The 25,349-nt window shown below is 51.0% G+C and carries 18 protein-coding genes; 15 read left to right on the top strand and 3 right to left on the bottom strand.

All coding sequences use genetic code 11. From position 1 onward, the window contains the following. Window positions 1-484: 484 nt before the first annotated feature. The 8 genes from gcvA to J7439_RS13950 all read left to right on the top strand — a co-directional run bounded on the left by gcvA (window position 485) and on the right by J7439_RS13950 (window position 13,522). Complete coding sequence (gene gcvA, locus J7439_RS13985) at window positions 485-1,402, top strand: transcriptional regulator GcvA (protein WP_209202571.1); 918 nt, start codon at window positions 485-487, stop codon at window positions 1,400-1,402. A 227-nt stretch (window positions 1,403-1,629) separates the two neighbouring features. Continuing rightward, complete coding sequence (locus J7439_RS13980; RefSeq protein WP_209202569.1) at window positions 1,630-4,128, top strand: CoA transferase; 2,499 nt, start codon at window positions 1,630-1,632, stop codon at window positions 4,126-4,128. A 399-nt stretch (window positions 4,129-4,527) separates the two neighbouring features. Continuing rightward, complete coding sequence (locus J7439_RS13975; RefSeq protein WP_209202567.1) at window positions 4,528-5,823, top strand: ankyrin repeat domain-containing protein; 1,296 nt, start codon at window positions 4,528-4,530, stop codon at window positions 5,821-5,823. Window positions 5,824-5,827: 4 nt separating this feature from the next. Beyond that, the gene (locus tag J7439_RS13970; RefSeq protein WP_209202565.1) at window positions 5,828-8,185 is read left to right on the top strand and encodes an ankyrin repeat domain-containing protein; all 2,358 of its coding nucleotides are present in this window, start codon (window positions 5,828-5,830) and stop codon (window positions 8,183-8,185) included. 4 nt (window positions 8,186-8,189) lie between these two features. Continuing rightward, window positions 8,190-8,702 (top strand): ankyrin repeat domain-containing protein, encoded by a 513-nt coding sequence (locus J7439_RS13965; RefSeq protein WP_209202563.1) that lies wholly within the window; start codon window positions 8,190-8,192, stop codon window positions 8,700-8,702. Window positions 8,703-8,806: 104 nt separating this feature from the next. After that, complete coding sequence (locus tag J7439_RS13960; RefSeq protein ID WP_209202561.1) at window positions 8,807-11,287, top strand: ankyrin repeat domain-containing protein; 2,481 nt, start codon at window positions 8,807-8,809, stop codon at window positions 11,285-11,287. Window positions 11,288-11,291: 4 nt separating this feature from the next. Then, window positions 11,292-12,578, top strand: coding sequence for an ankyrin repeat domain-containing protein (locus tag J7439_RS13955; RefSeq protein WP_209202559.1), 1,287 nt, complete (start codon window positions 11,292-11,294; stop codon window positions 12,576-12,578). Between the two features lie 125 nt (window positions 12,579-12,703). Beyond that, window positions 12,704-13,522: a hypothetical protein gene (locus J7439_RS13950; protein WP_209202557.1), complete on the top strand. Its 819-nt coding sequence runs from the start codon at window positions 12,704-12,706 to the stop codon at window positions 13,520-13,522. Window positions 13,523-13,553: 31 nt separating this feature from the next. On the opposite strand, the gene J7439_RS13945 is transcribed toward J7439_RS13950, so the two are convergent. Beyond that, a complete protein-coding gene (locus J7439_RS13945) occupies window positions 13,554-14,663 on the bottom strand; it encodes a S1C family serine protease (RefSeq protein WP_209202555.1) in 1,110 nt (369 codons plus the stop codon). A gap of 92 nt (window positions 14,664-14,755) precedes the next feature. Between J7439_RS13945 and J7439_RS13940 the strand changes: the two genes are divergently transcribed. The 4 genes from J7439_RS13940 (at window position 14,756) to cysN (ending at window position 19,902) form a co-directional block, all read left to right on the top strand. Beyond that, complete coding sequence (locus J7439_RS13940; protein WP_353623060.1) at window positions 14,756-15,544, top strand: Nif3-like dinuclear metal center hexameric protein; 789 nt, start codon at window positions 14,756-14,758, stop codon at window positions 15,542-15,544. Window positions 15,545-15,809: 265 nt separating this feature from the next. Next, window positions 15,810-17,126, top strand: coding sequence for an anaerobic C4-dicarboxylate transporter family protein (locus J7439_RS13935; protein ID WP_209202553.1), 1,317 nt, complete (start codon window positions 15,810-15,812; stop codon window positions 17,124-17,126). Window positions 17,127-17,398: 272 nt separating this feature from the next. Continuing rightward, complete coding sequence (gene cysD / locus J7439_RS13930) at window positions 17,399-18,307, top strand: sulfate adenylyltransferase subunit CysD (RefSeq protein WP_209202551.1); 909 nt, start codon at window positions 17,399-17,401, stop codon at window positions 18,305-18,307. Further along, on the top strand, window positions 18,307-19,902 hold the full coding sequence (cysN, locus tag J7439_RS13925) for a sulfate adenylyltransferase subunit CysN (RefSeq protein ID WP_286198349.1): 1,596 nt from the start codon (window positions 18,307-18,309) through the stop codon (window positions 19,900-19,902). The genes cysD and cysN overlap by 1 nt, the downstream gene beginning before the upstream one ends. A gap of 122 nt (window positions 19,903-20,024) precedes the next feature. Here cysN and J7439_RS13920 read toward each other — a convergent pair whose 3' ends face one another. Further along, window positions 20,025-20,540, bottom strand: a complete 516-nt coding sequence (locus J7439_RS13920) for a hypothetical protein (RefSeq protein ID WP_209202549.1) — start codon at window positions 20,538-20,540, stop codon at window positions 20,025-20,027. Between the two features lie 470 nt (window positions 20,541-21,010). On the opposite strand from J7439_RS13920, the gene J7439_RS13915 reads away from it, so the two are divergent. Then, window positions 21,011-22,219 carry a glycine C-acetyltransferase gene (locus J7439_RS13915; protein WP_209202547.1) on the top strand — a complete coding sequence of 403 codons (1,209 nt, stop codon included), beginning with the start codon at window positions 21,011-21,013 and terminating at the stop codon, window positions 22,217-22,219. A gap of 56 nt (window positions 22,220-22,275) precedes the next feature. Continuing rightward, window positions 22,276-23,301: an L-threonine 3-dehydrogenase gene (gene tdh / locus J7439_RS13910; RefSeq protein ID WP_209202545.1), complete on the top strand. Its 1,026-nt coding sequence runs from the start codon at window positions 22,276-22,278 to the stop codon at window positions 23,299-23,301. Between the two features lie 58 nt (window positions 23,302-23,359). Here tdh and folE read toward each other — a convergent pair whose 3' ends face one another. Further along, window positions 23,360-23,911 (bottom strand): GTP cyclohydrolase I FolE, encoded by a 552-nt coding sequence (gene folE / locus J7439_RS13905; RefSeq protein ID WP_209202543.1) that lies wholly within the window; start codon window positions 23,909-23,911, stop codon window positions 23,360-23,362. 304 nt (window positions 23,912-24,215) lie between these two features. Between folE and J7439_RS13900 the strand changes: the two genes are divergently transcribed. Continuing rightward, window positions 24,216-25,241: an amino acid ABC transporter substrate-binding protein gene (locus J7439_RS13900; RefSeq protein WP_209202541.1), complete on the top strand. Its 1,026-nt coding sequence runs from the start codon at window positions 24,216-24,218 to the stop codon at window positions 25,239-25,241. Window positions 25,242-25,349 lie beyond the last annotated feature (108 nt).

Here is a 25,349-nt window from a genome sequence, read left to right as displayed (position 1 = left end):
TGAGCAATATACTCAGGCAGGCTGGATGGTAAGTCTTCGGGAAATGATATAAACATAGAGGTCAGGTTAGACGACAGGAAGTAATATTTCCTCATGTACCTGTTTTTGCGTACTTACAAGCACGACACCCGTTGGTAACGTTTGCTTTCGCAAGTCAATATGCTTTTTTTCGCGTTTGTTGTTATTCATTTTTTTGCCTCGCTCTGAAAAAATACGATGATTGCCAATCAGTCATTTCTCTAATAGCGACTTTTACGACATGGTATAATTTTGAGCAGCTTTCGGTTTGAAGACAATCAATAAAACTTATGGCAAAGGTATAAAATAATTTGTAAGTGCCACTTATTAAGTTATGTAATATTAAAAACCAAAGCTAAAAAGCTTGAAAATAATAATTAAACATTTGTTTAAGTCGTTAACTTCCCTTTGATCTGGCCAGTTTGCAATATGATTTCAAATGCTCAGGTACTTATACGGTATTCTTATGAAAAAACGACTGCCGCCCTTAAACTGGATCAGGGCATTTGAGGCCTCTGCCCGGCACTTGAGTTTTACTCATGCGGCTAACGAGCTAAACCTTACTCAGGCAGCCGTGAGCCAGCAGGTCAAGGGCCTGGAGAGCCAGTTGGGTTGTTTATTGTTTCGCCGGTTACCAAGGGGACTGGAGCTGACCGATGCCGGGGCCGCCTATCTACCCGCTGTCCACGATTCTGTTGAGCGCCTGACCGTTGCCACGGAAGAGATCTTTGGCCATGGTCGAACGAACCTGCTGACCATTAAAGTGAATATGGTGTTTTTTATTAAGTGGTTAGCGCCGAGGCTGAAAAATTTTAGAAAGCAATATCCGGGTACTAACCTGCGTTTGACCAGCAATATCTGGGTGAATGAAGTTGAGCGGGAAAATAGCCTGGATAGCGATCTGGAAATTCGCTACGGCAAGGGCCATTGGCAGGGGATGACCAGCGACCGGTTAACCTGGGATGAGCTCTTTCCTGTGTGCAGTCCCGAATACCTGGCAAAATACCCGATTGATGCAGACACCTTTGATCTCTCTGAGCATATGTTGCTGCACGTGATGGGCTATGAAGAAGGTTGGGGGCACTGGCTCAGTCAGGCCAATTATAAAGATATCAAGACCAGCCAGGGCTTTTATATGGACACCTTGGTATCGGCATTGGAGTTGGCAGTATTGGGGGAGGGTATTGCGCTTGGTCGCACCAGCCTGGTAAGGGATCTGATCGATTCGGGTAAGTTGGTTACCCCGTTTAAAACTAAAATTCCAACCGATGAAGCTTTTTATCTCGTTTACCCCAACTCTCATGTTAAACATCAGGATGTCGAGGCATTTCGTACCTGGTTGCTCAGTGAAGTTCAACCGGCCTGGGAGGCTGACCGGGAATAGGCTGTTATAAAAAAATTAAGATCAAAGATAATATTTTTATTGCTGGTCAGTTTTTGTCAAGCGTTTATTATGTCGGTGTTTAATAAATTTGAAAGGTAACTACTCAGTTTTCAAATGGGCTAATTAATTAATAACGACTTTTATGATAATTATTACTTTTCACGTTTTTACGCTGGAGATTGAAAGTCAGAACTACTAATTAAATAGAGTGAGAAAACACATTGAGTATGAAAGCAAATCTACCATTAATCGGTATTCGGGTTATCGATTTTGGCCAGCAAATAGCCGGGCCTGCGGTCGCCATGATTCTGGCTGACCTGGGGGCAACGGTGATTCATATTGATCCGCCAACCGGGCCACAATGGCAGAGCCCCGCCAATGCCGTTTTGAACCGGAACAAAACCACGGTAAATATTGATCTGAAATCCGATCAGGGTCTGGCACAGGCGTTAAGCTTAATTGATCACGCCGATATTGTTTTAGAAAGTTTTCGTCCCGGTGTCTTAAAGCGTCTGGGAATTGATTTTGCACAGTTGCGGCAAGCACGTCCTGAGCTGATCACAATTTCCATGCCGGGCTATGCCAGTAATGATCAATTGCGCAGTCAGTGGAAAGCAACAGAGGCGATTGTTGCGGCTAACTCTGGTGCTTTCACCGATATGGGCTTTAACCGGGTATTGATGGGCGTGGATCCCAGTTTTTCTCCTTTGTCATTGTGCTCAGCCTATGCGACAACGCTGGCGGCCAGCTCGGTGGTGATGGCACTGTTCGCCCGGGAAAAACTCGGTGTTGGTGATCATATTGAAGTGCCGATTGTCGCTGCCTTAATGGAAGGGTTGTCGTACAACTCCATCGTTATTGAAGATTTGCCCAAACGCTACCTGACCATGCGCGAGCATGAAATCAATCATCGCAAAGAAAACAATCTGCCGATGGATGTTAGCTACGACGATTTACAAGAGTACCTGGATCCCTTCTATCGCACTTACCAATGCAAAGACGGTCGCTTTTTCTACGTCGTTTGTCCATCCCATCGCAATCACGCCAAACGCTGTTTACAGGTAACGGGCTTATATGACGAGTTGTTGGCCGAAGGCTTACCTGAGGTGAACAATCTGCATTTACCGGTTGATGAGTGGGATGACGAAACCTCCATTGGCGTTTATCCACTGCCGAAAAAGTGGGCTGACATTATCTCAGCCAAAATGAAGCGGGTGTTTTTAACCAAAACCTCAGAAGAGTGGGGGGTTATCTTTGGCGAAGGGCAAATTCCGGGGGCACCCCATCGCACCACTCAGGAATGGGTCAACAGTGACCACTGTGCGCAAGCGGGATTGATCGTTGAAGTGGATGATCCTGAATATGGAATGATGAAACAACCGGGGCCTATGGTCTGGCTGGAAGAATCGGCGGAACAAATGTTACAGCCAAGGGCCAGAGTCACGGTTGATTTTGAGGCAGCACTGGCTGAGCTTTTAGATGTTAAAGCAACGTCCCGGCTAACTGGCGCGGTTGCGGCACAGGACAATCGCCAGGCCTGGTTGGCAGGTGTGAAAATACTCGATTTGACCAATGTTATTGCCGGCCCCCATTCTGCCGCCTTTTTAAGTCGCTTTGGTGCCGAAGTGATCAAATTGGATCCGGTTACACCATTGTATGACCCACTGATTGGCACCGTGTACAGTTTTCAAGCCAATATTGGCAAAAAGAGTGCTTTGGTTGATATCAATACTGAACAGGGACGGGATATTTTTCACCAGCTAGTTCGATCCGTTGACCTGGTGTTAATTAATGCCCCCGAGCGCCAGATAGTGCCTTTGGGTCTGGACGAAGCCAGCTTACAGGCCGTTAATCCGGGCGTGTTATTCTGTCGTTTAGACTGCCTGGGAGGACCAACCCGTGGACCCAAAACAGACTACATAGGTTATGACGACATTATTCAGGCAAATAGCGGCATTATGAGTCGTTTTGGTGGACCACAAACGCCAGAAGAACACGCACACTTAGGCACTTTGGATGTTAATTGTGGTTTTGTTGGCGGTTTGGGGATGGCCTTAAGTCTTTATCACAAAATGCGCACCGGGCGGCACAGCCGGGCGTGTACTTCGTTATCTGCGGCAACCAATCTGGCACAAATTAAATTTGCCTATGATTATCAGGGGCGTGCTCCGTTTGATGAAGCATCCGGGCGAGAGGCTCTGGGCAATCACGATTTATCGCATTTTTACGCAACGAAAGACGGCAATTTATTTATTGATGCCAGCGAGCAGGAGTTGATCAAGCTTGAACGCGTTCCGGGCCTTGCTGGCATTAGTGAAGCAAAAGATAAGAAGGCCTTTTTGACCGAGGTTCTCTTAGGGGAAAGTGCTGATCATTGGGCGCAGGCGCTGCGGGAACAGGATATAGCAGCGGTGCGCTCAGTGGGGATCGCCGAGCTTCGAGAGCGTTACACTCGCCCTGCCGATGGTAAAGTGGGAATTGACCTTGGCAGTTATGCGTTTTCCAGCTACCGGGATCATCCCAGTGGACACGCAGTGACTATTATTGATCACTACTCAATCAGGCCTTCACGGGCACAGATTATTGCGCAAACACCAACCGAGCGATTAGGCCGTTCGACTACTGAAATTGTTGCGGGTCTTGGCTATACCGATGAACAAATTGCAACCATGCTAAACGACAAAGTTATCGGTACTGGCTGGGGGAAAGAGTACTTGCCGAGTTAAGCGTGAACGGTTATCCGGTGTTGTCGTGGGCGAAACTCTCCCACGGGATCCCCCCGTGGGAATGCATATCGTACTCGCTATAAATGAAAAACCTTCCTTAAGTACCACCTCCGTTTATACCCTTGTGGTCAGTTTTCTACTGAGTTTTCCGGACTTTATATCCCCGGTTTTTTTCTATTCATAAAGTCATACGACCAAGGTTCACCGTGGGAATTCATCACCGCAGCGCCGTGGGCATCAGAACAAAACACAGGCAACAGGGTTGCGCAATAGGCCTTTTGAACTAGCCTCTATTTTGCCATTTGGCTCTTAAAGCGATGACACACCAGATTCAGGAACTAAAAGACAGGTATCAACTTTCCTCTTTGGGATTTTCCAGCAACGGACCAAAGGACAGAAATGAACCCAAACATCAGACAATGTTTATTGCCCCGGGATGACATCGACAATCCGGAGGAAGCGGCCGGGAGTTCCAATGCACAGCCATCATCTTCTCTCCAGCAACCCGTTGCCAGCGCAGATAATATTTCAAAACGTACCGTGGCTTCCCCGGGCAACGGAAGAATGCATCCATCGACGTCTGATTCTGAGTTGGGTGATTTGGGCGATCAACTGGCAGTAGCAATCAGGAAGGGTGACCGGAAAGCTGTGGACAACCTGCTGAGCTTGCTGAAGGAGCGGAAGATTGACCCCAATCTCTGTGACCGGCGAGGCCACCACCCGCTCTCCTGGATCAGTGAAAGACACAGCGGACTGTCCAATGTCCTCAAAACCCTCCTGAACAGTGGGGTTGACCCCAATTTCAACACCGTCGACCCGTTGACTAATAGAGAGAACAAACCTCTGCTTCTGGCTGCCAGAAATGGCAAGTATGAAATCAGCAAGGTCCTGCTGGAACACGGAGCTGATCCGCATGTCCATGACTGCCGTAATTGTACGGCGCTGCACCTGGCCGTACGGCAAGTACGCGATCAGAGTATCATGCTCCTGAAGTGCCTGCTGAATCACGGTGCCGATATTAATGCCCGTAATCATTTTGGGCACACCCCGCTGTGCATTGCCATCTTTAATAACGAACTCCTGGCCGTTAACATCCTGCTGGCCGAAGGTGCCGACCCCAATATTCCTGATAAAGATGGTAGTACCGCGCTGGACTTTGCAGTCCTTCGCTGGAGTGCCAGCATGGTCGACGATTTGCTGGCTCATGATGCCAATCCTGATAAGCCCGGTGACATCCACAGCGGCAGGTTTAGCAACCCACTCTGCGAGGCATTAAGTAAACAATACACAGACGACGACATTGTGAGTATGCTCCTTGCCTACGGTGCCGATCCCAACAAGACGAGCAAGAATGGCGATACCCCGCTGCATCTGGCGATAGCAAGTAGCAACTCAACCTGTGTTGACATGCTGCTGGCCCACGGTGCCAACCCCAATATTCGCAACCGGTCAGGCCAGACCGCCCTGGCGGTTGCCTTAGATGCAGGGCTACCTCCTCGCATCATCGATGCCCTGCGTGAGCCCTTTAAACCCAGGTCGCTGAAGATTTGTGCCCGAGACTGTATTCGTGCAACCCTGATGCGGCCACAGATGACTCCGAAAAAAACTCGGGCAAAACCGCTGTCAATAGTATCTCAACGCCTGCCGTTGCCAAATACCTTGACAAAATTTGTGTCCAACCCACTGACTCTTTAACGAAATGTTCTCAAGCATCAGACAATGTTCATCTTCCCGGGATGACACTGGCAATCCTGAGGGAACGGCTGGGAGTCCCCAGGCACAGCCAGTATCTTCTCTCCAGCAACCTGTTGCCAGCGCAGAAAATAGTTCAGCACGTGGGGTGGCTTCCCCAGGCAACGGGAGCTTACATCCACTGACGTCTGATGTCGATTTGCGGGGCTTGGGCGATCAACTGGCAGCGGCAATCATTAAGCGAGACCTGGCAGCCGTCAACAACCTGCTGAACCGGGTGCAGGATCTGGGGATCGACCCCAATCTCTGCGACCGGCAAGGCTACTACCCGCTTTATTGGGCCAGTTGCCAGGGCAGAGCTAACAGAATTCTCAAGACCCTGCTGGACAGGGGAGCGAACCCCAATCTCTGCAACATTGATCCGTGGAATGGAAAAAAGAACATACCTCTACTTTGTGCCGCCGAAAACGGCAGTTATGAGGTCAGCAAGGTCTTGCTGGAATACGGAGCTGATCCGCAAGCCCGTGACGGCTCTGATTGGACGGCGCTGCACTGGGCCACACGGAAATTCGGCAGACAAAGCTTCATGCTTCTGAAGTGCCTGCTGGATCACGGTGCTGATATTAATGTCCGTGATAGTATAGGACGTACCCCGCTGAGCAGTGCAGTCATTCGTGACAGTCTTCCGGCCGTTAACATCCTGCTGAGCGAAGGTGCCGATCCCAATATTCCTGATACTTACGGTCGTACCGCGCTAGACCATGCAGTCTTAAACTGGAGCACCAATATTGTTGACGACTTGCTGGCTCACGGTGCCAATCCTGATACGCCCGGCGACATCTCCAGCTACGGGTGGAGCAACGCACTGTGCACGGCATTAAGTAAGCAATACACAGACGACATTGTGTATATGCTCCTTGCTTACGGTGCCAATCCCAACAAGGCGGGCAAAAAGGGCGATACCCCGCTGCATCTGGCGATAGAGAAAAGCAACTCAACCTGTGTTGACCTGCTGCTGGCCCATGGTGCCAACCCCAATATTCGCAACCAGTCAGGCCAGACTGCCCTGGAGGCTGCCCTCGTTACAGGGTCACCTCCGCGCATCATTGATGCCCTGCGTGAGCCCTTTAAACCCGGGTCGCTGCAGATTTGTGCCCGAAACTGTATTCGTGCAACCCTGATGCGGCCCCGGATGACCCCGAAAAAAAACCGGATAAAACCGCTGTCAAAAGAATCTCAACACCTGCCGTTAGCAGATCATTTGACAAAATCTGTGTCTAACTCACTGACTTTAACAGAAATGTATTCAAGCATCAGACAATGTTCACCTGGCGCTGCCAATCCGGAGGAAACGGCTGGGGATCCCCACGCACAGCCAGTAACTTCTCTCCAGCAACCTTTTGCCCGCGCAGAAAATATTTCACGTGGGGTTGCGTCCCCAGGCAACGGGAGCATGCATCCATCGACGTCTGATCTCGATTTGGTTGATTTGGGCGATCAACTGGTAGCAGCAACCAGTGATGGTGACCGCAAAGCCGTGGACAACCTGCTGGACCTGCTGGAGGAGCGGGGGATTGACCCCAATCTCTGTGACCGGCAAGGCCACCACCCGCTCTATTGTATCAGTTACCGATTCAACAGAGTGTCAGATGTCATCAAGACCCTGCTGACCAGGGGGATTGACCCCAATTTCGCCACTTTCGACCCGTTGACTAAGAAAGAGTACATACCTCTGCTTCTGGCTGCCGAAAATGGCAGTTATGAGATTAGCAAGGCCTTGCTGGACCACGGAGCTGATCTGCAAGCCCATGACTGCGGGTGGACGGCGCTGCACTTTGCCGCACGGAAATTAAGCGAACAGAAAGTCATGCTCCTGAAGTGCCTGCTGGATCACGGTGCCGATATTAATGCCCGTAATCATGATGGGCACACCCCGCTGTGCATTGCGGTCCTTCGTAAAGAACTTCTGAACGTTAACATCCTGCTGGGCGAAGGTGCCGATCCCAATATTCCTGATAAAGACGGTAAAACCGCGCTGGACTATGCAGTCTATAACAGGCGCGGCAACATGGTCGACGACTTGCTGGCTCATGGTGCCAATCCCAATATTCGCAACCAGTCAGGCCAGACCGCCCTGGAGGCTGCCCTGGCTACAGGGGCACCTGTACACATCATTGATGCCCTGCGTGAGTCCTTTACACCCGGGGCGACGAAAGTTTGTGCCCGAAACTGTATGCCTGCAACCCGGGTGCAGCCACAGATGACTCTGAAAAAAACTCGGGCAAAACCGCTGTCAGTAGTCACTCAGCGTTTGCCATTGCCAAATACGTTGAAAAAATTTGTGTCCAACCCACTGACGTTTTAACGAAATGTTCTCGAGCATCAGACAATGTTCATCTTCCCGGGATGACACTGCCAATCGGTGGAATAGAAAAACGCACATACCTCTAATTTGTGCCGCCGACAGGGGCAGTTATGAGGTCAGCAGGGTCTTGCTGGAATACGGAGCTGATCCGCAAGTCCGTGGCTGTTCTAATTGGACAGCGCTGCACTGGGCCGCATGGGAATACAAGATACAAAGCGTCATGCTCCTGAAGTGCCTGCTGGATCACGGGGCTGATATTAATGCCCGTAATAGTAGGGGATACACTCCGCTGTGCAATGCCGTCATTGGCGATAATCCTCCGGCCGTTAACATCCTGCTGAGCGAAGGTGCCGATCCCAATATTCGCAACCAGTCAGGCCAGACCGCCCTGGAGGTTGCCGCCGTTGCAGGGGCAGCTCCTCGCATCATTGATGCTCTGCGCGAGCCCTTTAAACCCGGGTCGCTGCAGATTTGTGCCCGAAACTGTATTCGTGCAACCCTGATGCGCCCCGGATGATCCCGAAAAAAAACCGGGCAAAACCGCTGACAATAGCATCTCAACACCTGCCGTTGTCAGAACCCTTGAAGAAATTTGTGTCCCACCCACTGACTTTTAAAGAAATGTACCCAAACATCAAACAGTGTTTATTTCCCGAGGATGACTCTGCCAATCCGCAGGAAACGGCCGAGGGTTCCCACGCACAGCCTGTATCTTCTCAGCAGCTACCTGTTGTCAGCGCAGAAAATATTTCAGCACGTGCGGTGGCTTCCACAGGCAACGGAAGCATCCAGCCATCGACGTCTGATCTCGATTTGGGTGATTTGGGCAATCAACTGGCAGCGGCAATCAGGAAGGGAGACCTGCAAGCCCTCGATAACCTGCTGAACCTGCTGGAGAAGCGGGGGATTGCCCCCAATCTCTGCGACCAGCAAGGCCACTACCCGCTCTATTGGGTCAGTGATAATTTCAGAGCGTCCATTATCCTCAGGACCCTGCTGGACAGGGGGGTTGACCCCAATATCTCCACCATTGATCCGTATAATAATAAAGAGTACATACCCCTGCTTCAGGCTTCCAGTAACGGCAGTTATGAGGTTAGCAAGGCCTTGCTGGAGCACGGAGCTGATCCGCAAGCCCGTGACAGCCTTAATTACACAGCGCTGCACTTGGCCACATGGGCAGGAGACAGGCAGATCATCATGCTCCTGAAGTGCCTGCTGGATTACGGTGCTGATATTAATGCCCGTAATGATCCGGGGCGCACCCCGCTGTGCAATGCCATCATCCGCGGTGAACTTTCGGCCGTTAACGTCCTGCTGGACGCAGGGGCCGATCCCAATATTCCTGATAATCACGGTTTTACCGCGTTGGACTATGCAGTCTCCAGAGGAAACACCAGCATGGTCGACGACTTGCTGGCTCATGGTGCCACTCCTGATACGTCTGGTGATAAGCTCGATGAAATCGGGTGGAGCAACGCACTGTACGAGGCATTACGCGGGCAAAGGACAGGTATTGTGGATATGCTCCTTGCTTACGGTGCCAATCCCAACAAGGTGAGCATAAAGGGCGATCCCCCGCTGCATATGGCGATAGAGAAAAGCAACTCAACCTTTGTTGATATGCTGCTGGCCCATGGTGCCAATCCCAATATTCGCAACCCGTCAGGCCAGACTGCCCTGGAGGTTGCCGTCGTTGCAGGGTCACCTCCTCGCATCATTGATACCCTGCGTGAGCCCTTTAAACCCATGCCGCTGAAGATTTGTGCCCGAAACTGTATTCGTGCAACCCTGATGCGGCCACAGATGACCCTGAAAAAAACTCGGGCAAAACCGCTGTCAATAAAATCTCAACGCCTGTCGTTGTCAGATCCTTTGACAAAATTTGTGTCCAACCCGCTGGCTGTTAACGAAACGTACTCAAACATCAGACAATGTTTATCCCGGGATGACACGGCCAATTCGAAGGCAACGGCCGAGGGTTGGCACGCACAGCCATTACCTTCTCTCCAGCAACCCGTTGCCAGCGAAGGAAATATTTCAGCACGTGCGGTGGCTTCCCCGGGTAACGGGAACATACATTCATCGACGTCTGACCTCGATTTGGGTGATTTGGGTGATCAACTGGCAGTAGCAATCAGGAACGGGAGGAAAGGTGATCTGTCAGCCCTCTACGACCTGCTGAACCTGCTGGAGGAGCAGGGAATCAATCCCAATCTCTGTGACCAGCAAGGCCGCTACCCGCTTTTTTGGTTCAGGGACTCATACAGAGTGCACAAATGTCTCAAGACACTGCTGTACAGAGGGATTGACCCCAATGTCTCCACTATCGATCCGTTGACTAATGAAGAGTTCATACCTCTGCTTCTGGCTGCCAAAAAAGGCAGTTATGATGTCTGCAAGGCCTTGCTGGATCACGGGGCTGATCCGCAAGTCCATGACCTCGCTAACTGGACGGCGCTGCACTGGGCCGGATCGGCACCAGACTATCAGACCGTCATGCTCCTGAAGTGCCTGCTGGATCACGGTGCCGATATTAATGCCCGTAATAGTATGGGACACACCCCGCTGTGCAATGCTGTCATTGATGGCGTATTTTCACTTTTGACCGTTAACACCCTACTGGGCGAAGGTGCCGATGCCAATATTCCTGATAATGACGGTAGTACCGCGCTGGGCCATGCAGTCTTTAACGGGCGCACCAACATGGTTGACGATTTGCTGGCTCACGGTGCCAATCCCAACAAGGCGAGTAAAAAGGGCGAAACCCCGCTGCATCTGGCGATAAAGAAAAGCAACTCAACCTGTGTTGACATGCTGCTGGCCCATGGTGCCAATCCTGATATTCGCAACCAGTCAGGCCAGACCGCCCTGGAGGCTGCCCTCGCTACAGGGGCACCTGTGCACATCATTGATGCCCTGCGTGAGCCCTTTAAACCCGGGGCGACGAAAGTTTGTGCCCGAAATTGTATTCGTGCAACCCGGGTGCAGCCACAGATGACTCCGAAAAAAAACCGGGCCAAACCGCTGTCAGTAGTCACTCAACGTTTGCCGTTGCCAAATACGTTGAAAAAATTTGTGTTCAACCCACTGACGTTTTAACGAAATGTTCGCAAGTATCAGACAATGTCTGTATCCCTGGATTGGAAGCGACCATCCGGAGGAACCCACCGGCAGTTTACCTGCAACGCCTTTGCTGTCTCTGCAGCAGCCGGGCACCTCAGCAGACATCAATAATTCAGGATTTGCCGCCGCTTCGGCAAGTACCCGAAGATTACCATTATCGACGGACGAAACAACGACATCAGTCGTCAAATATAATGACCCGTCAGCCCTTAACGACCAGCTGCTGGATGCTGCCTGGCATGGCAATTATGATAGGGTCAAAGCCTTGCTGCACCGGGGAGCCGACCCGAAAACCTGTGACAGCGGTGACTTTACAGCACTGCATTTTGCTACAAGGAACAGCAACGATCAGACCGCGCTGCTCCTGAATTGCCTGCTGAATCACGGTGCCGACCTTAATGCCGTGACTGCATTGAACCGTACCCCGCTGCAATGTGCCGTTATCTGTGGCAATCTTTCGGCCGTAAGTACTCTGTTGGAGCACGGCGCTGACCCCGATATTCCTGACCAGTTCGGTTTTACCCCACTTAATAAAGCGGCGGAACAAGGGGCGTGCAAAATAGTTGACCAGTTGCTGGCTCACAGTGCCAACCCCGACACGTTTGGCGTCTGGACCTTGAACCCTCTTTACAAGGCAGTATCTAAACAACACACCGATATTGTCCATACACTGTTGAATCACGGTGCCAACCCCGATCCCGACCTGTGCAACAGCTCTGGCCGAACCACGTTGAACTGCCTGGTAGAAAAACTGCGTCCTGTTGCTGAAGTCAGGCTGATGCTGGCTAACGGTGCTGACCCCAATACTTGCAGCAATTCTGGCCAGACCACGCTGAATTTTGTGGTAAACCGAGATGATGGCTGCGCTGTCCAGCTGCTCAAGCTCTTACTGGCTAACGGCGCTGACCCCAATGCCCGTGGTGAAGATGGCGATACCCCGCTGCATCTGGGGATAGCAAATCAAAGCCCGGAATTGGTCAGGATTCTGGTGGATAATGGTGCCGATCCCGGTGTGCGTAACCAGCTGGGCTGGACAGCTCTGAAAAGTGCTGAAGCTGGAAGAGCTGACCCCGAAATCATCGATTCCCTGCGTAATCATATACCCGTTTATCAACCCGGATCGCTGCAAGCCTGTGCCCGAACCTGTATTCGTCAACGCCTGGTGCAAAATCGGATATTGTTGGCAGAAGTGCTGTCAACAGACTCTGACTGTCTGCCACTGAAGGATTCCTTAAAAGCGTTTGTCTACGACCCGCTGAAGATTTAACCGGTGTTTTTCAAGGATGATGTTTGAACTTTTGCCTGAACTGGAAGTCATATATGTAAAGAGCTAACAGGATTGTTGGCGTAGAACGAATCCTTTTAACGGTTCCCAATCAGGGAGATATTATTATGAACGCAAGCAGTGGCAGCATGCCAACCATTTCCTTTGGTACAACACATGATGAATTTCTCAAGCTCATCGGAAATTCTTCATTAAATCCAAAAGATACCAGGTCATTTGTTTTGACAGGCGTCGGTAAAACTCGCACCCTGACTGTCTTCACGCAAAAAGACCTCTATTTAACACACGCAGATAAAAAACCAAACATATCCCAGATTAATAGTTTTTCGCGTGATGGAAAATTGGTCAAGATTAGAGATTGTGACTGCTACGTCCGCCTCTTTTCTGTTCATAATCCCAGCAAGGAAGCGGAATCAGTAGCAAGTAAGCTTGGCTCAAAAGCAGGAGCAGCCTTCCAAGCAGAAGCATCCAAAGCATCAAAAGGTCATTATGCCGTTATCACAACCTTTTACCCAGTCACTCCAAGCGAGGGATATAAATCAAAAGACCCTTATGTGCCATTAAAACCGGGTTTTAAGCAGCAACGCCTGGAATATGTTTTTTGCTCCGAACACCGGGATATCCCCCTTGAAGTGATTAGCAATTCAACGCTTGAGATCCGTACCAGAAGATTGGGTTCGAGTGATGTGAACTACAAAACACTTGATAGTGAGAAACCTGTGTATTCCCATGGGATTAACCTGACATCGTATTATAAGGCTATCTATTCCAAAAAAGACCAGACCAAGCACCAATCCGGGGCTCAGGGATGCTGGGGAATGCAAAACGTTGACCCTTTTTCAAACGATGGCCCCGATGGTCAGGATTGTCGCCCCTCTGGCGATATGGCTAATTTCATGGGTGGCTCGAATTTTAATAATAATTAGGCATGGTGTGAAAATTCCTGGCCCATGGCATTCAGTTAACAATAGTTGGCCTTGTCGTTGCCTGTGCGGTTAACTCAATTGCTTCGCCATCCCTCAACACCTGCATGGTCATCTGTTGGCCCGGTGGAATACGGGCCACCATATTCATTACCTTGCGGCCATCCCGGGTGCTCTGGCCATTGATGCCGGTAAGAATATCGCCACGTCGCAACCCCGCCCGGTCGGCAGGACCATCTTCATAAATCCCGGTAATCAAAATGCCAATTTTCGTGCTGACACCGTAGGCTTCTGCCAGTGCCGAGCTCAGTGGCTGTGACTCAATACCCAGCCAGCCCCGAATCACCCGGCCATATTTAATGATGGAATCCATAACAAAACGGGCCATATTGGAGGGAATCACAAAGCCAACCCCTTCACTGCCCCCACCACGGGAAAACAATAGCGTACTGATGCCAATCAGATCACCATAGGCATTGACCAGGGCACCACCGGAGTTGCCGATATTGATGGCGGCATCGGTCTGGATAAAGTCTTCATAGGTATTCAGTTGCAGGTCATTGCGGCCGGTGGCACTGATAATGCCCATGGTCACCGTTTGTCCCAGTCCGAATGGGTTGCCAATGGCCAGCACCACATCACCAATTTCTGCGCTGCCAGAGTCCACCAGGTCCAGATAAGGCAAATCCTTCAGGTTGACTTTCAACACAGCAAGATCACTTTCCGGGTCGGTGCCAATAATGCGGGCTTTGACTTCCCGGCCATCGCGCAGGCTAATCATCAGCCTGGCCGCATTTTGAATCACATGGTGGTTGGTCAGGATATAACCTTCAGGATCGACAATCACGCCGGAACCTTCCGGGGTGCTGCGGGCATGGGTTCTCTGGGGCAGTGGCAGGTTGCTGTCACCGCGCTGTGACAGGCTGTTGGTAGAGATACTGACCACAGCCGGTGCTGCCTTTTTCACGGCATCACTGTAGGAAACCTGCCCGGTGACATTGAATACTCTGGAGGATTGTTCAATAAAGCGGTTGCGGGATTTTTCTGAAAGACCACCGAACTCAGGCTTGATCAGCAGCACTGTGATCGCGGTGAATAGTCCGATCAGGATGGGTAAGCCCAACGACTTAAGCAGTTTTTTCATTCGCAGCCCATGGGAATTGCCGTTATGTGATTATAATGAGACCAACAAAATACGATTCTTAATATACAGCGATGTAAGGATGGAGAGAACCGATGGTGCCGACATCACAAGATATGACATTAAAAGAAATGGTGGCATTACTGGATCAGGAGTTACAGCCTGGTCTGTTTAAAGATTACTGCCCCAATGGTATTCAGGTCGATGCCAGCCCGGCAGCGGACTCCCCGATAAAGAAGATTGTCACAGGGGTTACCGCCTGTCAGGCGCTGATTGACCGGGCCATTGAACTGAAGGCCGATGCCATTCTGGTTCATCATGGGTATTTCTGGCGTGGTGAAGACGCGGTGATTACCGGCAGCAAACGTCGGCGCATTGAAACGCTGCTGGCCAACCATATCAGCCTGGTGGCCTATCATTTGCCGCTGGATGCCCATCCGGTGTTTGGCAATAACGCAGAGCTTGCCCGCTTGATGGGGTGGGATGTTGTGGGTGGCATGGAGCCGGGAGCCAAATTGCCGGTGGGTAACTGGGGAACAACAGGGCGAAAACTGTCGCTGGATGAGTTGAGCCAGGAAATTTCCGGCAAGCTGGGACGTGACCCACTGGTGATTGCCGGAGGAAGCCACCCCATAAATACCATCGCCTGGTGTACCGGGGCCGCTCAAAGCATGATTGATAAGGCTCTGAACCTGGGGGTAGATGCTTTTGTCAGCGGTGAGATTTCGGAGTCAACGGTGCATTTTGCCAGGGAAAATGGCATTCACTATATCAGCGCCGGTCACCATGCTACCGAGCGTTATGGGGTTCAGGCACTGGCTCGCTGGCTGTATGAGGAAACAGGCATTGAGCATGAGTTTGTTGATATCGATTCCCCGGTATAAATTTTCTTTCATTAACTTTGTGTCGTGTTGTTAGAAAAAACAGGTCGCTTGTTCTTCTTTGATTACAGTTGAATAGCACATTCATTAATTATTTAAACGCCGTTGAAATTGTTGCTGTAAGTCAATCTGTATAAAAAATAACTCTCGTACACTTGTCCTCGCTTTTTTCTGCCTCGCTGTTAAGCCTAAGGGATTTCCCAAAGCAGCGAGGCATTTTTGTTTTGTCGTTTTGAACAGCACTGTCGTGTTGTTGGGGGTGGTAATTATGATCTGGCTACAGTTGGCCATTGTGATTCTGTGCATCCTGGTGGGTGCACGTATCGGGGGGATTGGTCTTGGTTTGATGGGGGGGGTGGGTCTTGCCACGCTCTCCTTTTTGTTCGGTATCCAGCCGACTTCACCACCGATTGATGTCATGCTGATGATTCTGGCAGTGGTTTCTGCTGCTGCCTGTATGCAGGCAGCCGGTGGTATGGATTACCTGGTACAGCTGGCGGAACGTATTCTCAGAAAAAATCCAAAGCGTATTACCTTTATTGCGCCGGCGGTCACTTACTTCTTCACCATGTTTGCCGGTACTGGCCACGTTGCTTACTCTGTGCTGCCCGTGATTGCCGAAGTGGCCCGCCGTACCGGTGTGCGCCCTGAGCGTCCTATGTCCATGGCGGTCATCGCCTCTCAGGTGGGTATTGTTGCCAGCCCGATTGCCGCTGCCACCGTTGCCATGCTGACCATTATGTCGACAAAGTATGACATTACCCTGGGACAAATTTTGGGCACAACCATTCCGGCAACCATGGTTGGCCTGTTCCTGGCCGCCCTGGTGACCAATAAACTGGGTAAAGAGCTGAAGGATGACCCTGAATATCAGCGTCGTATGCAAGACCCGGAGTTTCGCCGCAAGATGGAAGAAACCACCACGGTTTCTGCAGTTGAACTGAAGCCTGGGGCGAAAATCTCCGTTTTGCTGTTCCTGTTTGGTGCCGTTCTGGTGGTTCTGATGGGGGCAATTCCCGGGTTACGTCCTCAGTTCAATGGTTCTGCCATGTCCATGGCGCACACCATTGAAATCATTATGCTGGCGGTATCGGCACTGATTGTCTGGCTGGGTAAAGCAGATGTTGCTGAAGCCAGCCGTGGTGATGTATTCCTGGCGGGTATGCGGGCAATTATTGCTATCTTCGGTATTGCCTGGCTGGGCGACAGCTTCTTCGGTGCCCACGATGCGCTGCTGAAGGGCAGTATCTCTGACCTGGTGCAAAGTGCTCCATGGGCATTTGCCATCGCCCTGTTTATTCTGTCGGTGATGGTGAACAGCCAGGGTGCCACCACCTCGACACTGATGCCTCTGGGTGTGGCGCTTGGTTTGCCCGTGGCGTCCCTGGTTGCCATGTTTCCGGCGGTGAACGGTTACTTCTTTGTACCTAACTATGGTCCGATCATTGCCTCTATCGACTTCGACAGCACTGGCACGACCCGCATTGGCAAGTATGTGTTTAACCACAGTTTTATGCTGCCAGGTCTGATGTCGATTGTGTTCTCTGTGATCGCCGGTTTTGTGTTCAGCAGCATTGTGCTGTAAAGATCATGGCGCTTGGATAGAACGAAGTTTAAGGGCCTGCTGACGTTTTGTTGCAGGCCCGGCGTATAAGGGTGCCCTGATATGCTGAACCATCTCTGAGTCTCGACTGTGGGTTTAGCGTTTAGCTGACGGGTTAACCACTGAATTCAGGGAGAAGCAGTAAGCGATATATTTATATATAAAAACAATATAGTTATTGAATTTATTATTCTATTTTCACTGATAGTATTTCACTTAGAGCACAACAATAACTTCGCTTTAGGTCGAAATGCATGTCGGATCAAGACTTCAACCATCTAAAACAGCTGGAAGCGGAAAGCATCCATATCATTCGGGAAGTGGCTGCTGAGTTTGAAAACCCTGTCATGCTTTACTCTATCGGCAAAGATTCTGCCGTAATGCTGCATCTGGCCATGAAAGCTTTTTACCCGGGTAAACCGCCCTTTCCTTTATTACACGTAGATACCACCTGGAAATTCCGGGAAATGATTGAGTTCCGGGATCAGCTGGCACAAAGACTGGGTCTTGAGCTGCTGGTGCATACCAATCCGGAAGGTCTGGAGCAGGGCGTCGGGCCATTTACCCATGGCAGCGCAAAACATACCGATGTGATGAAAACCCAGGCACTTAAGCAGGCATTGGATAAATACGGCTTTGATGCTGCGTTTGGTGGTGCCCGCCGGGATGAGGAAAAATCCAGGGCGAAAGAGCGGGTTTACTCTTTTCGCGACAAAAACCATCGCTGGGATCCGAAAAACCAGAGACCGGAACTTTGGAATATCTACAATAGCCAGGTTGAGAAGGGCGAGAGTATTCGCGTATTTCCGCTGTCAAACTGGACGGAGCTCGATATCTGGCAATATATCCACCTGGAACAGATCCCTATTGTGCCACTGTATCTTGCTAAAGAACGCCCGGTGGTGGAGCGTGATGGCAACCTGATTATGGTGGACGATGAGCGGATGCCGCTGCAACCCGGTGAACAACCCCGGATGCGCAAAGTACGCTTCAGAACCCTGGGATGCTACCCGCTGACCGGTGCCGTAGAATCGGAAGCCGATACACTGACCGAAGTGATTCAGGAGATGCTCCTGACCAGAACCTCTGAGCGACAGGGCCGGGTGATCGACCATGACAGTGCCGGCTCCATGGAAAAGAAAAAGCAGGAAGGGTATTTCTGATGTCACACCAATCTGAACTTATTGCCACCGATATTGAAGAGTACCTGAACCGTCATGAACAGAAAGAGATGCTGCGTTTTCTTACCTGTGGCAGTGTTGATGATGGTAAAAGCACCCTGATTGGCCGTCTTTTACACGACACCAGCATGATTTATGAAGATCAGCTGGCTGCCGTAGAAAACGACAGTAAACGTGTAGGAACCCAGGGGGAAAAACTGGATCTGGCGCTGCTGGTGGATGGTTTGCAGGCAGAGCGTGAGCAGGGCATTACCATTGATGTCGCCTACCGTTATTTTTCCACCGAAAAACGTAAGTACATTATTGCCGATACGCCCGGGCATGAGCAGTACACCCGAAATATGGCAACCGGCGCTTCCACCTGTGATCTGGCGATTATTTTGATCGATGCCCGTCAGGGCGTGCTGACCCAGACCCGTCGGCATACCTACATAGCCAGCTTGCTGGGCATAAAGCATATTGTCGTGGCCATCAATAAGATGGATCTGGTGGATTTCAGCAAGGCTCGGTTTGAAGAGATTCGTAACCAGTACCTTGATTTCGCAGAACCGTTGCAATTGGGTGATATCCAGTTTGTGCCCATGTCAGCGCTGGAAGGCGACAATGTGGTACACCGCAGCGAACGGATGTCCTGGTATCGTGACAGTACGCTGATGGACGTGTTGGAAAATGTCGAGATTGCCCGGGACCGTAACCTGGATGACTTCCGCTTCCCGGTTCAATATGTCAATCGCCCTAACCTGGATTTTCGTGGTTTTTCAGGAACGCTGGCCTCCGGCAAACTCAAGCCCGGCGATCAGATCAAGGTACTACCTTCGGGTCAGGTGAGCACCATTGCCCGCATTGTGACCTGGGATGGGGATCTGCCTGAAGCCCATGCGGGTCAGGCGGTTACCCTGACCCTGACCGATGAAATTGATATCAGCCGTGGTGATATGCTGGTGCACCGGGACAGCAGTGTTCAGGTGGCTGCTGATCTGGATGTGGATCTGGTGTGGATGGCGGAACAGCCCATGAGCCCTGGCAGGCAGTATCAGATCAAGTTTTCTGCCGGCAAGGTTCCGGGCAGTTTTGCCGGGGTTGATCACCGGGTTGATGTGAACTCCCTGGCCCATCACCCGGCAGAGCAGCTGGCACTGAATGAAATTGGCCTGTGCCAGCTCAGGCTGACCAGGGCAGTGCCTGTGGACAGCTACCAGCGTAACCGCCAGACCGGTGCCTTTATTGTTATTGACCGGCTCAGTAACGCCACGGTTGCTGCCGGTATGGTACGGGGAGTCAGTGAGCGTACTCAGCAGGATTCGCTCTCCAGAGTCCATCGGCAACAGCGTCTGGGTCAGAAAGGCGGTGTGTTCAAAGTTGCCAGACAGCATGCCAAAATTATTGAACGACAGCTGTTTGATCGTGGGTTTTATCCATTGGTGATTGGCAGTGATGATGAACAGTGGGCTGCCAAGGCGGATGCGTTACTCAAGGCTGAGGTGGCCGTCTTGATTACCTCGGAAGATGAGGTGGCGGATAATGCTTCTGTGGACTCCGTGCTGGATTCCATTGTTGCCTCTCTGACTCTTCCATAAACCTTTGCCTGGCCTCTCTATATCAGGTCTCTCTCACTAGGTAGAGAGGCCTTTCAAAAGTGACCATTTTCCCGGTTTTTGCCACAACCTCATACCCTCGGAACCGCGAGGTGAGCCATGCACTAATCCACCGTCAATAACGCCTCCTCCATGGGAGTGCCTGCAGAATTATCCTGTGAACCGGAAAAGTCTGGCTGCGATGGCAACAGGTAATGAGTAGCTATGGCGGTCACAGCGATAGCCGCCACGCTATAGGTTGCAGAGCGCAGCGATCCGGGCAGTGTGTGCCTGAGGTAATCCATTAAAAACTCCGACTCAGAGAGGGATTGCCGGGCATTTTCAAGGGAAACGCCAGATTGCTGGACATCGGCCATGACCACTGTATCAAACAGCTGGGCCAGACCAATATATGGCAGCACCGCTTGGGCCAGGCGGTCAGCCAGAGGTTTGACAAAGCAGGGAATGTGGGCATCGCAGTTATTCTGGGGGCAGCGCCGGAAGCAATCCTGCTGAATCAGGCAGTCGCGATGAAATGCGTGACCCCGGGCGCAGTTGACCATATCAGCGTCAGCTTTGGTATCAGTTCTCTTGGCAGCATGGCACAGAAGGCAACTGCTGTCAGAATGTACATTATTCATGTGGCAAAAAACTCCGGGTGATGAAATTCATCAATTGCCAATTGTCTTTGAATGTTCCTCTATAAGACCTATTGTTCTTCCAAAAGGTTCAACGGAATGCTGTTGAAAGATACCTCTTTTGATTGGTCAGCCAACCATTGGATGCCGCATGACCGCCCTGATGGTGAGTACGTTATTCTCAGGCAGCCTTTGATTTTTCCCCGGAATTCTGCGCTGCTTCAACCACTGAACCAGAAGTCAGCAGTAACTCACCGGATTCATCAGGTGAATTGGCGGAAAAGCCCTGATTATAGGTACAAATGCCGGTTCAATGGGATTCCTCGCTGATCCACTATTAGGCCAATCATCTACAATGATCTGGTTGATGACAGAAAGACATCCCCATTGGCCTGACAGCCTCCCGGGAAAACTGTGCCCCTGGCAGATGCTCAAAGGCGGGATGCTGGAAATTACCGAGAACAGGAGTCGAAATGAAGGCCGATTTTTATCAAGGGCTGCGCAGGCAGCTGGATGAGCTCAAACAGGAAGGGCTTTATAAAAGTGAACGGGTGATCAGTTCCCAGCAACAGGCTGCAATCAAAGTGCTCTCCAATGGTGAGAGCAGTGATGAAGTGCTTAACTTCTGTGCCAATAACTACCTGGGCCTGGCCAATGCACCGGAGCTGATTGAAGCGGGTAAACAGGGGCTTGATCAATATGGCTTTGGCATGGCTTCCGTACGTTTTATCTGCGGTACCCAGACTGTTCATAAAGATCTGGAAGCTCATATCTCCCGGTTCCTGGGCATGGAAGATACCATTCTCTATCCTTCCTGTTTTGATGCCAATGGTGGTCTGTTTGAAACCATCCTGGGGCCGGATGACGCCATTATCAGTGATGCGCTGAACCATGCCAGTATCATAGATGGTGTGCGCCTGTCCAAAGCTAAACGTTTCCGCTATGCCAATAACGATATGGCCGATCTGGAAGCGCAACTGCAGGCGGCCGAGGCTGCCGGTGCCAAAACCAAACTGATTGCTACCGATGGCGTATTCTCCATGGATGGGGTTATCGCCAACCTGAAAGGCATCTGCGATCTGGCGGATAAATACGGTGCGCTGGTGATGGTGGATGACTGTCATGCCACCGGTTTTATTGGTGAAAAAGGGGTTGGTACTCCTGAGTTCTGTGATGTTATGGGACGCGTGGATATTCTCACCGGTACCCTGGGTAAAGCACTGGGTGGTGCTTCCGGTGGTTACACCTCCGGTAAAAAAGAAGTGATTGACTGGTTGCGTAATCGTTCCCGTCCATACCTCTTCTCCAACACGCTGTCACCCAGCATTGCTGCCGCTTCGATCAAAGTGTTTGAGATGCTGGCTGAAGGCGCAGAACTGCGCCGGAAGGTACGTGATAATGCCGACTATTTCCGCGCCGAAATGACCAGACTGGGCTTTACCCTGGCCGGAGCCGATCATCCGATTGTACCGGTGATGCTGGGTGATGCGTCACTGGCTGGCCAGTTTGCCGACCGTATGCTGGAAGAAGGGATTTACGTGGTTGGTTTCTCCTTCCCGGTGGTGCCAAAAGGGCAGGCGAGAATTCGTACCCAGATGTCCGCTGCCCACAGCAGAGAGCACCTGGACAAAGCCATTGCCGCTTTCGCCAGGGTTGGTCGAGAGTTGGGCGTTATCCACTGATTCACACACGCTGGCTTGCTATTCTGAATAGCAAGCCCATTGAGAAAACAGACACTGTGAAGACATTAGCCAAAAGCAAAGCAGAACCCGGAATCTGGATGGAAGACCGCCCCATGCCAGAAGTGGGTTACAACGATGTACTGATCAAAATCCGCAAAACCGCCATTTGTGGTACTGACATGCATATCTATCACTGGGATGAGTGGTCGCAGAACACCATTCCGGTGGGTATGCACGTTGGCCATGAATTTGTCGGCGAAATCGTTGACATGGGCGACGGTGTGCGTGGCTTTGAGGTTGGTCAGCGGGTGTCCGGTGAAGGCCATATTACCTGTGGCCACTGCCGTAATTGCCGTGCCGGCCGCCGTCATCTCTGCAACTTTACTGTGGGTGTTGGCGTCAATCGTGACGGTGCGTTTGCCGAATACCTGGTGATTCCGGCGGTTAATGCCTTCCCGATTCCTGATGACATCAGTGATGACCTGGCCGCCATTTTTGACCCGTTTGGTAATGCGGTTCACACTGCACTCTCGTTTGACCTGGTGGGAGAAGATGTACTGATTACCGGTGCCGGCCCCATCGGCATTATGGCGGCAGCCATCTGTCGGCATGTCGGTGCCCGCAATGTGGTGATTACCGATGTCAACGAATACCGTCTGGATCTGGCCCGTAAAATGGGTGCGACCCGCGCTGTGAATGTTGCCAATACCGATCTGTCGGAAGTGATGGCTGAGCTGGGAATGGTTGAAGGCTTTGATGTGGGCCTTGAAATGTCCGGCAATGGTCGTGCATTTAAGCAGATGCTGGAAAATATGAACTACGGTGGCAAGATTGCACTGCTGGGCATTCCAGCCAGTGATACCGTGATTGACTGGAACCAGGTGATCTTCAAAGGTCTGGTGATCAAAGGTATTTATGGCCGTGAGATGTTTGAGACCTGGTACAAGATGACCAGCATGTTGCAGTCTGGTCTGGATATTTCTCCAATCATTACGCACCGGTTCCCGGTTGATGATTTTGACAAAGGTTTTGAAATCATGGGGTCCGGGCAGTCTGGAAAAGTGATTCTGGACTGGTGTTGAATCCAGGCAACAAAAAAGCCAGCAAATGCTGGCTTTTTTGTTGCCCATGATTAGGTTCTCAGCGAATAAAACGCAGAAACTCTTCCCGGGTTGGCTGATTGTCTTTCATCAGGCCACGCATGACCGAAGAGGTCATGGATGAGTTCTGTTTTTCCACACCGCGCATCATCATGCACATATGTTGCGCTTCAATTACCACGGCAACCCCTTTGGCGTCGGTTACTTCCATAATGGCATCGGCAATCTGTTTGGTCATGTTTTCCTGAATCTGCAGGCGGCGGGCGAACATATCCACAATGCGGGCAAATTTTGACAGGCCGAGCACCTTGCCATTGGGTAAATAGCCAATATGACACTTGCCAATAAAGGGCAGCAGGTGATGCTCACACATTGAGTACAGTTCTATGTCTTTGATCACGACCATTTCGCTGATGTCGGATTCAAACACCGCACCATTAACGATCTCTTCCAGTGTCTGGCTATAGCCTCTGGTCAGGTATTGCATTGCTTTGGCAGCGCGAAGCGGCGTATCTCTGAGGCCTTCCCGATGAATATCCTCACCGACGGACTCAATAATGGCCTTGTAGTGTTCGCTGATTCTTTGAGACATTGGAAGAATTATCACTGCATGGTTATCGAAGTGGACGGCAGTTTAACACAATTAATACATAACCCGGAAAGCCGCTGAACGACTTTCTTTGCAAGGTTTGGCACAGGCTGAGCAATTTGCACAATAAGAAGGTATGGCCAGGACAAACATGAGCGGCATAACAGTTGCTAGTGTTTTTGCTTGCAGGTATGGTTGAAAAACCATGAGCTAAAGCGCGGTTGAAATTGTCAGGTGGTTGAGCAGGATTAACCTGTGCCGGACAGTCCCGTGCTGAAAATAATAACAACACCAAAGGAACGTTCTCATGCTGAAAAGTCTGAAAACAGTCGCTGCGCTGGGTGCATTGGCGGCAGCGGGTTTGGCACCGGTCGCCAGCGCTTCGGCAACGCTGGAGTCGGTAAAGGAAAAAGGTTATGTGGCCTGTGGTGTCAGCACCGGCCTTCCGGGCTTCAGTAACCCGGATGATAAAGGACAGTGGAGTGGGCTGGATGTTGATGTCTGTCGTGCCGTTGCCGCAGCGACTTTGAAAGATGCTGACAAGGTCAAGTTTGTACCGCTTACCGCTAAGGAGCGTTTTACCGCTCTGCAATCAGGAGAGATTGATGTGCTCTCCAGAAATACCACCTGGACCCTGACCCGTGATGCCTCCCTGGGCCTGAACTTCACCGGCGTCTCTTACTATGACGGCCAGGGCTTTATGGTGAAGAAAGATCTGGGTGTGAAAAGTGCCAAAGAGTTGGATGGTGCTTCTATCTGTATCCAGTCCGGTACCACCAGTGAGCTGAATCTTGCTGATTATTTCCGGGCTAATAATATGGAGTACCAGCCCGTGGTCTTTGATACCTCTGACAGTACGGCAAAAGGCTTTGATGCGGGGCGTTGTGATGTCCTGACTTCTGATCAATCTCAGCTTTATGCCTTGAGAGTTCGTTTGTCCAAGCCTGATGCTGCTGTGGTTCTGCCAGAAGTGATTTCAAAAGAGCCGCTCGGTCCTGTGGTGCGTCAGGGCGATGACCAGTGGTTCAACATTGTCAAGTGGAGCCTGGCCGCCATGATTAATGGCGAAGAGCTGGGCCTGAACTCGGGCAATATCAACGCGCAAAAAGCATCTTCTGATCCCAATGTACGCCGTTTGTTGGGTATTGACGGCCCTAAAGGTAAAGGTCTTGCCCTGGATGATGACTGGTCTCTGCGGATTATCGAGCAGGTGGGTAACTATGAGGAGATCTTTGAGCGTAACGTGGGTGCAGAATCACCGCTTCAGATCGATCGTGGCCTGAACGCCCTCTGGAACGAAGGGGGTATCCTCTACGCTCCTCCCTTCCGTTAATTCAATCGTTACGACATATACCCCGCTTGCACGCAACGCGTGAGGGCGGGAGTATGGATAGTCCTGCATTTTTTGCAGAACCTGTGAAGCGCGGGAACGAGATAAGAA

Source organism: Salinisphaera sp. G21_0 (genome assembly GCF_017744115.1).
GTDB lineage: Bacteria > Pseudomonadota > Gammaproteobacteria > Pseudomonadales > Endozoicomonadaceae > Endozoicomonas.
The sequence above is the reverse complement of the archived record's forward strand: the minus strand, read 5'-3'. Positions and strand labels throughout refer to the sequence as shown.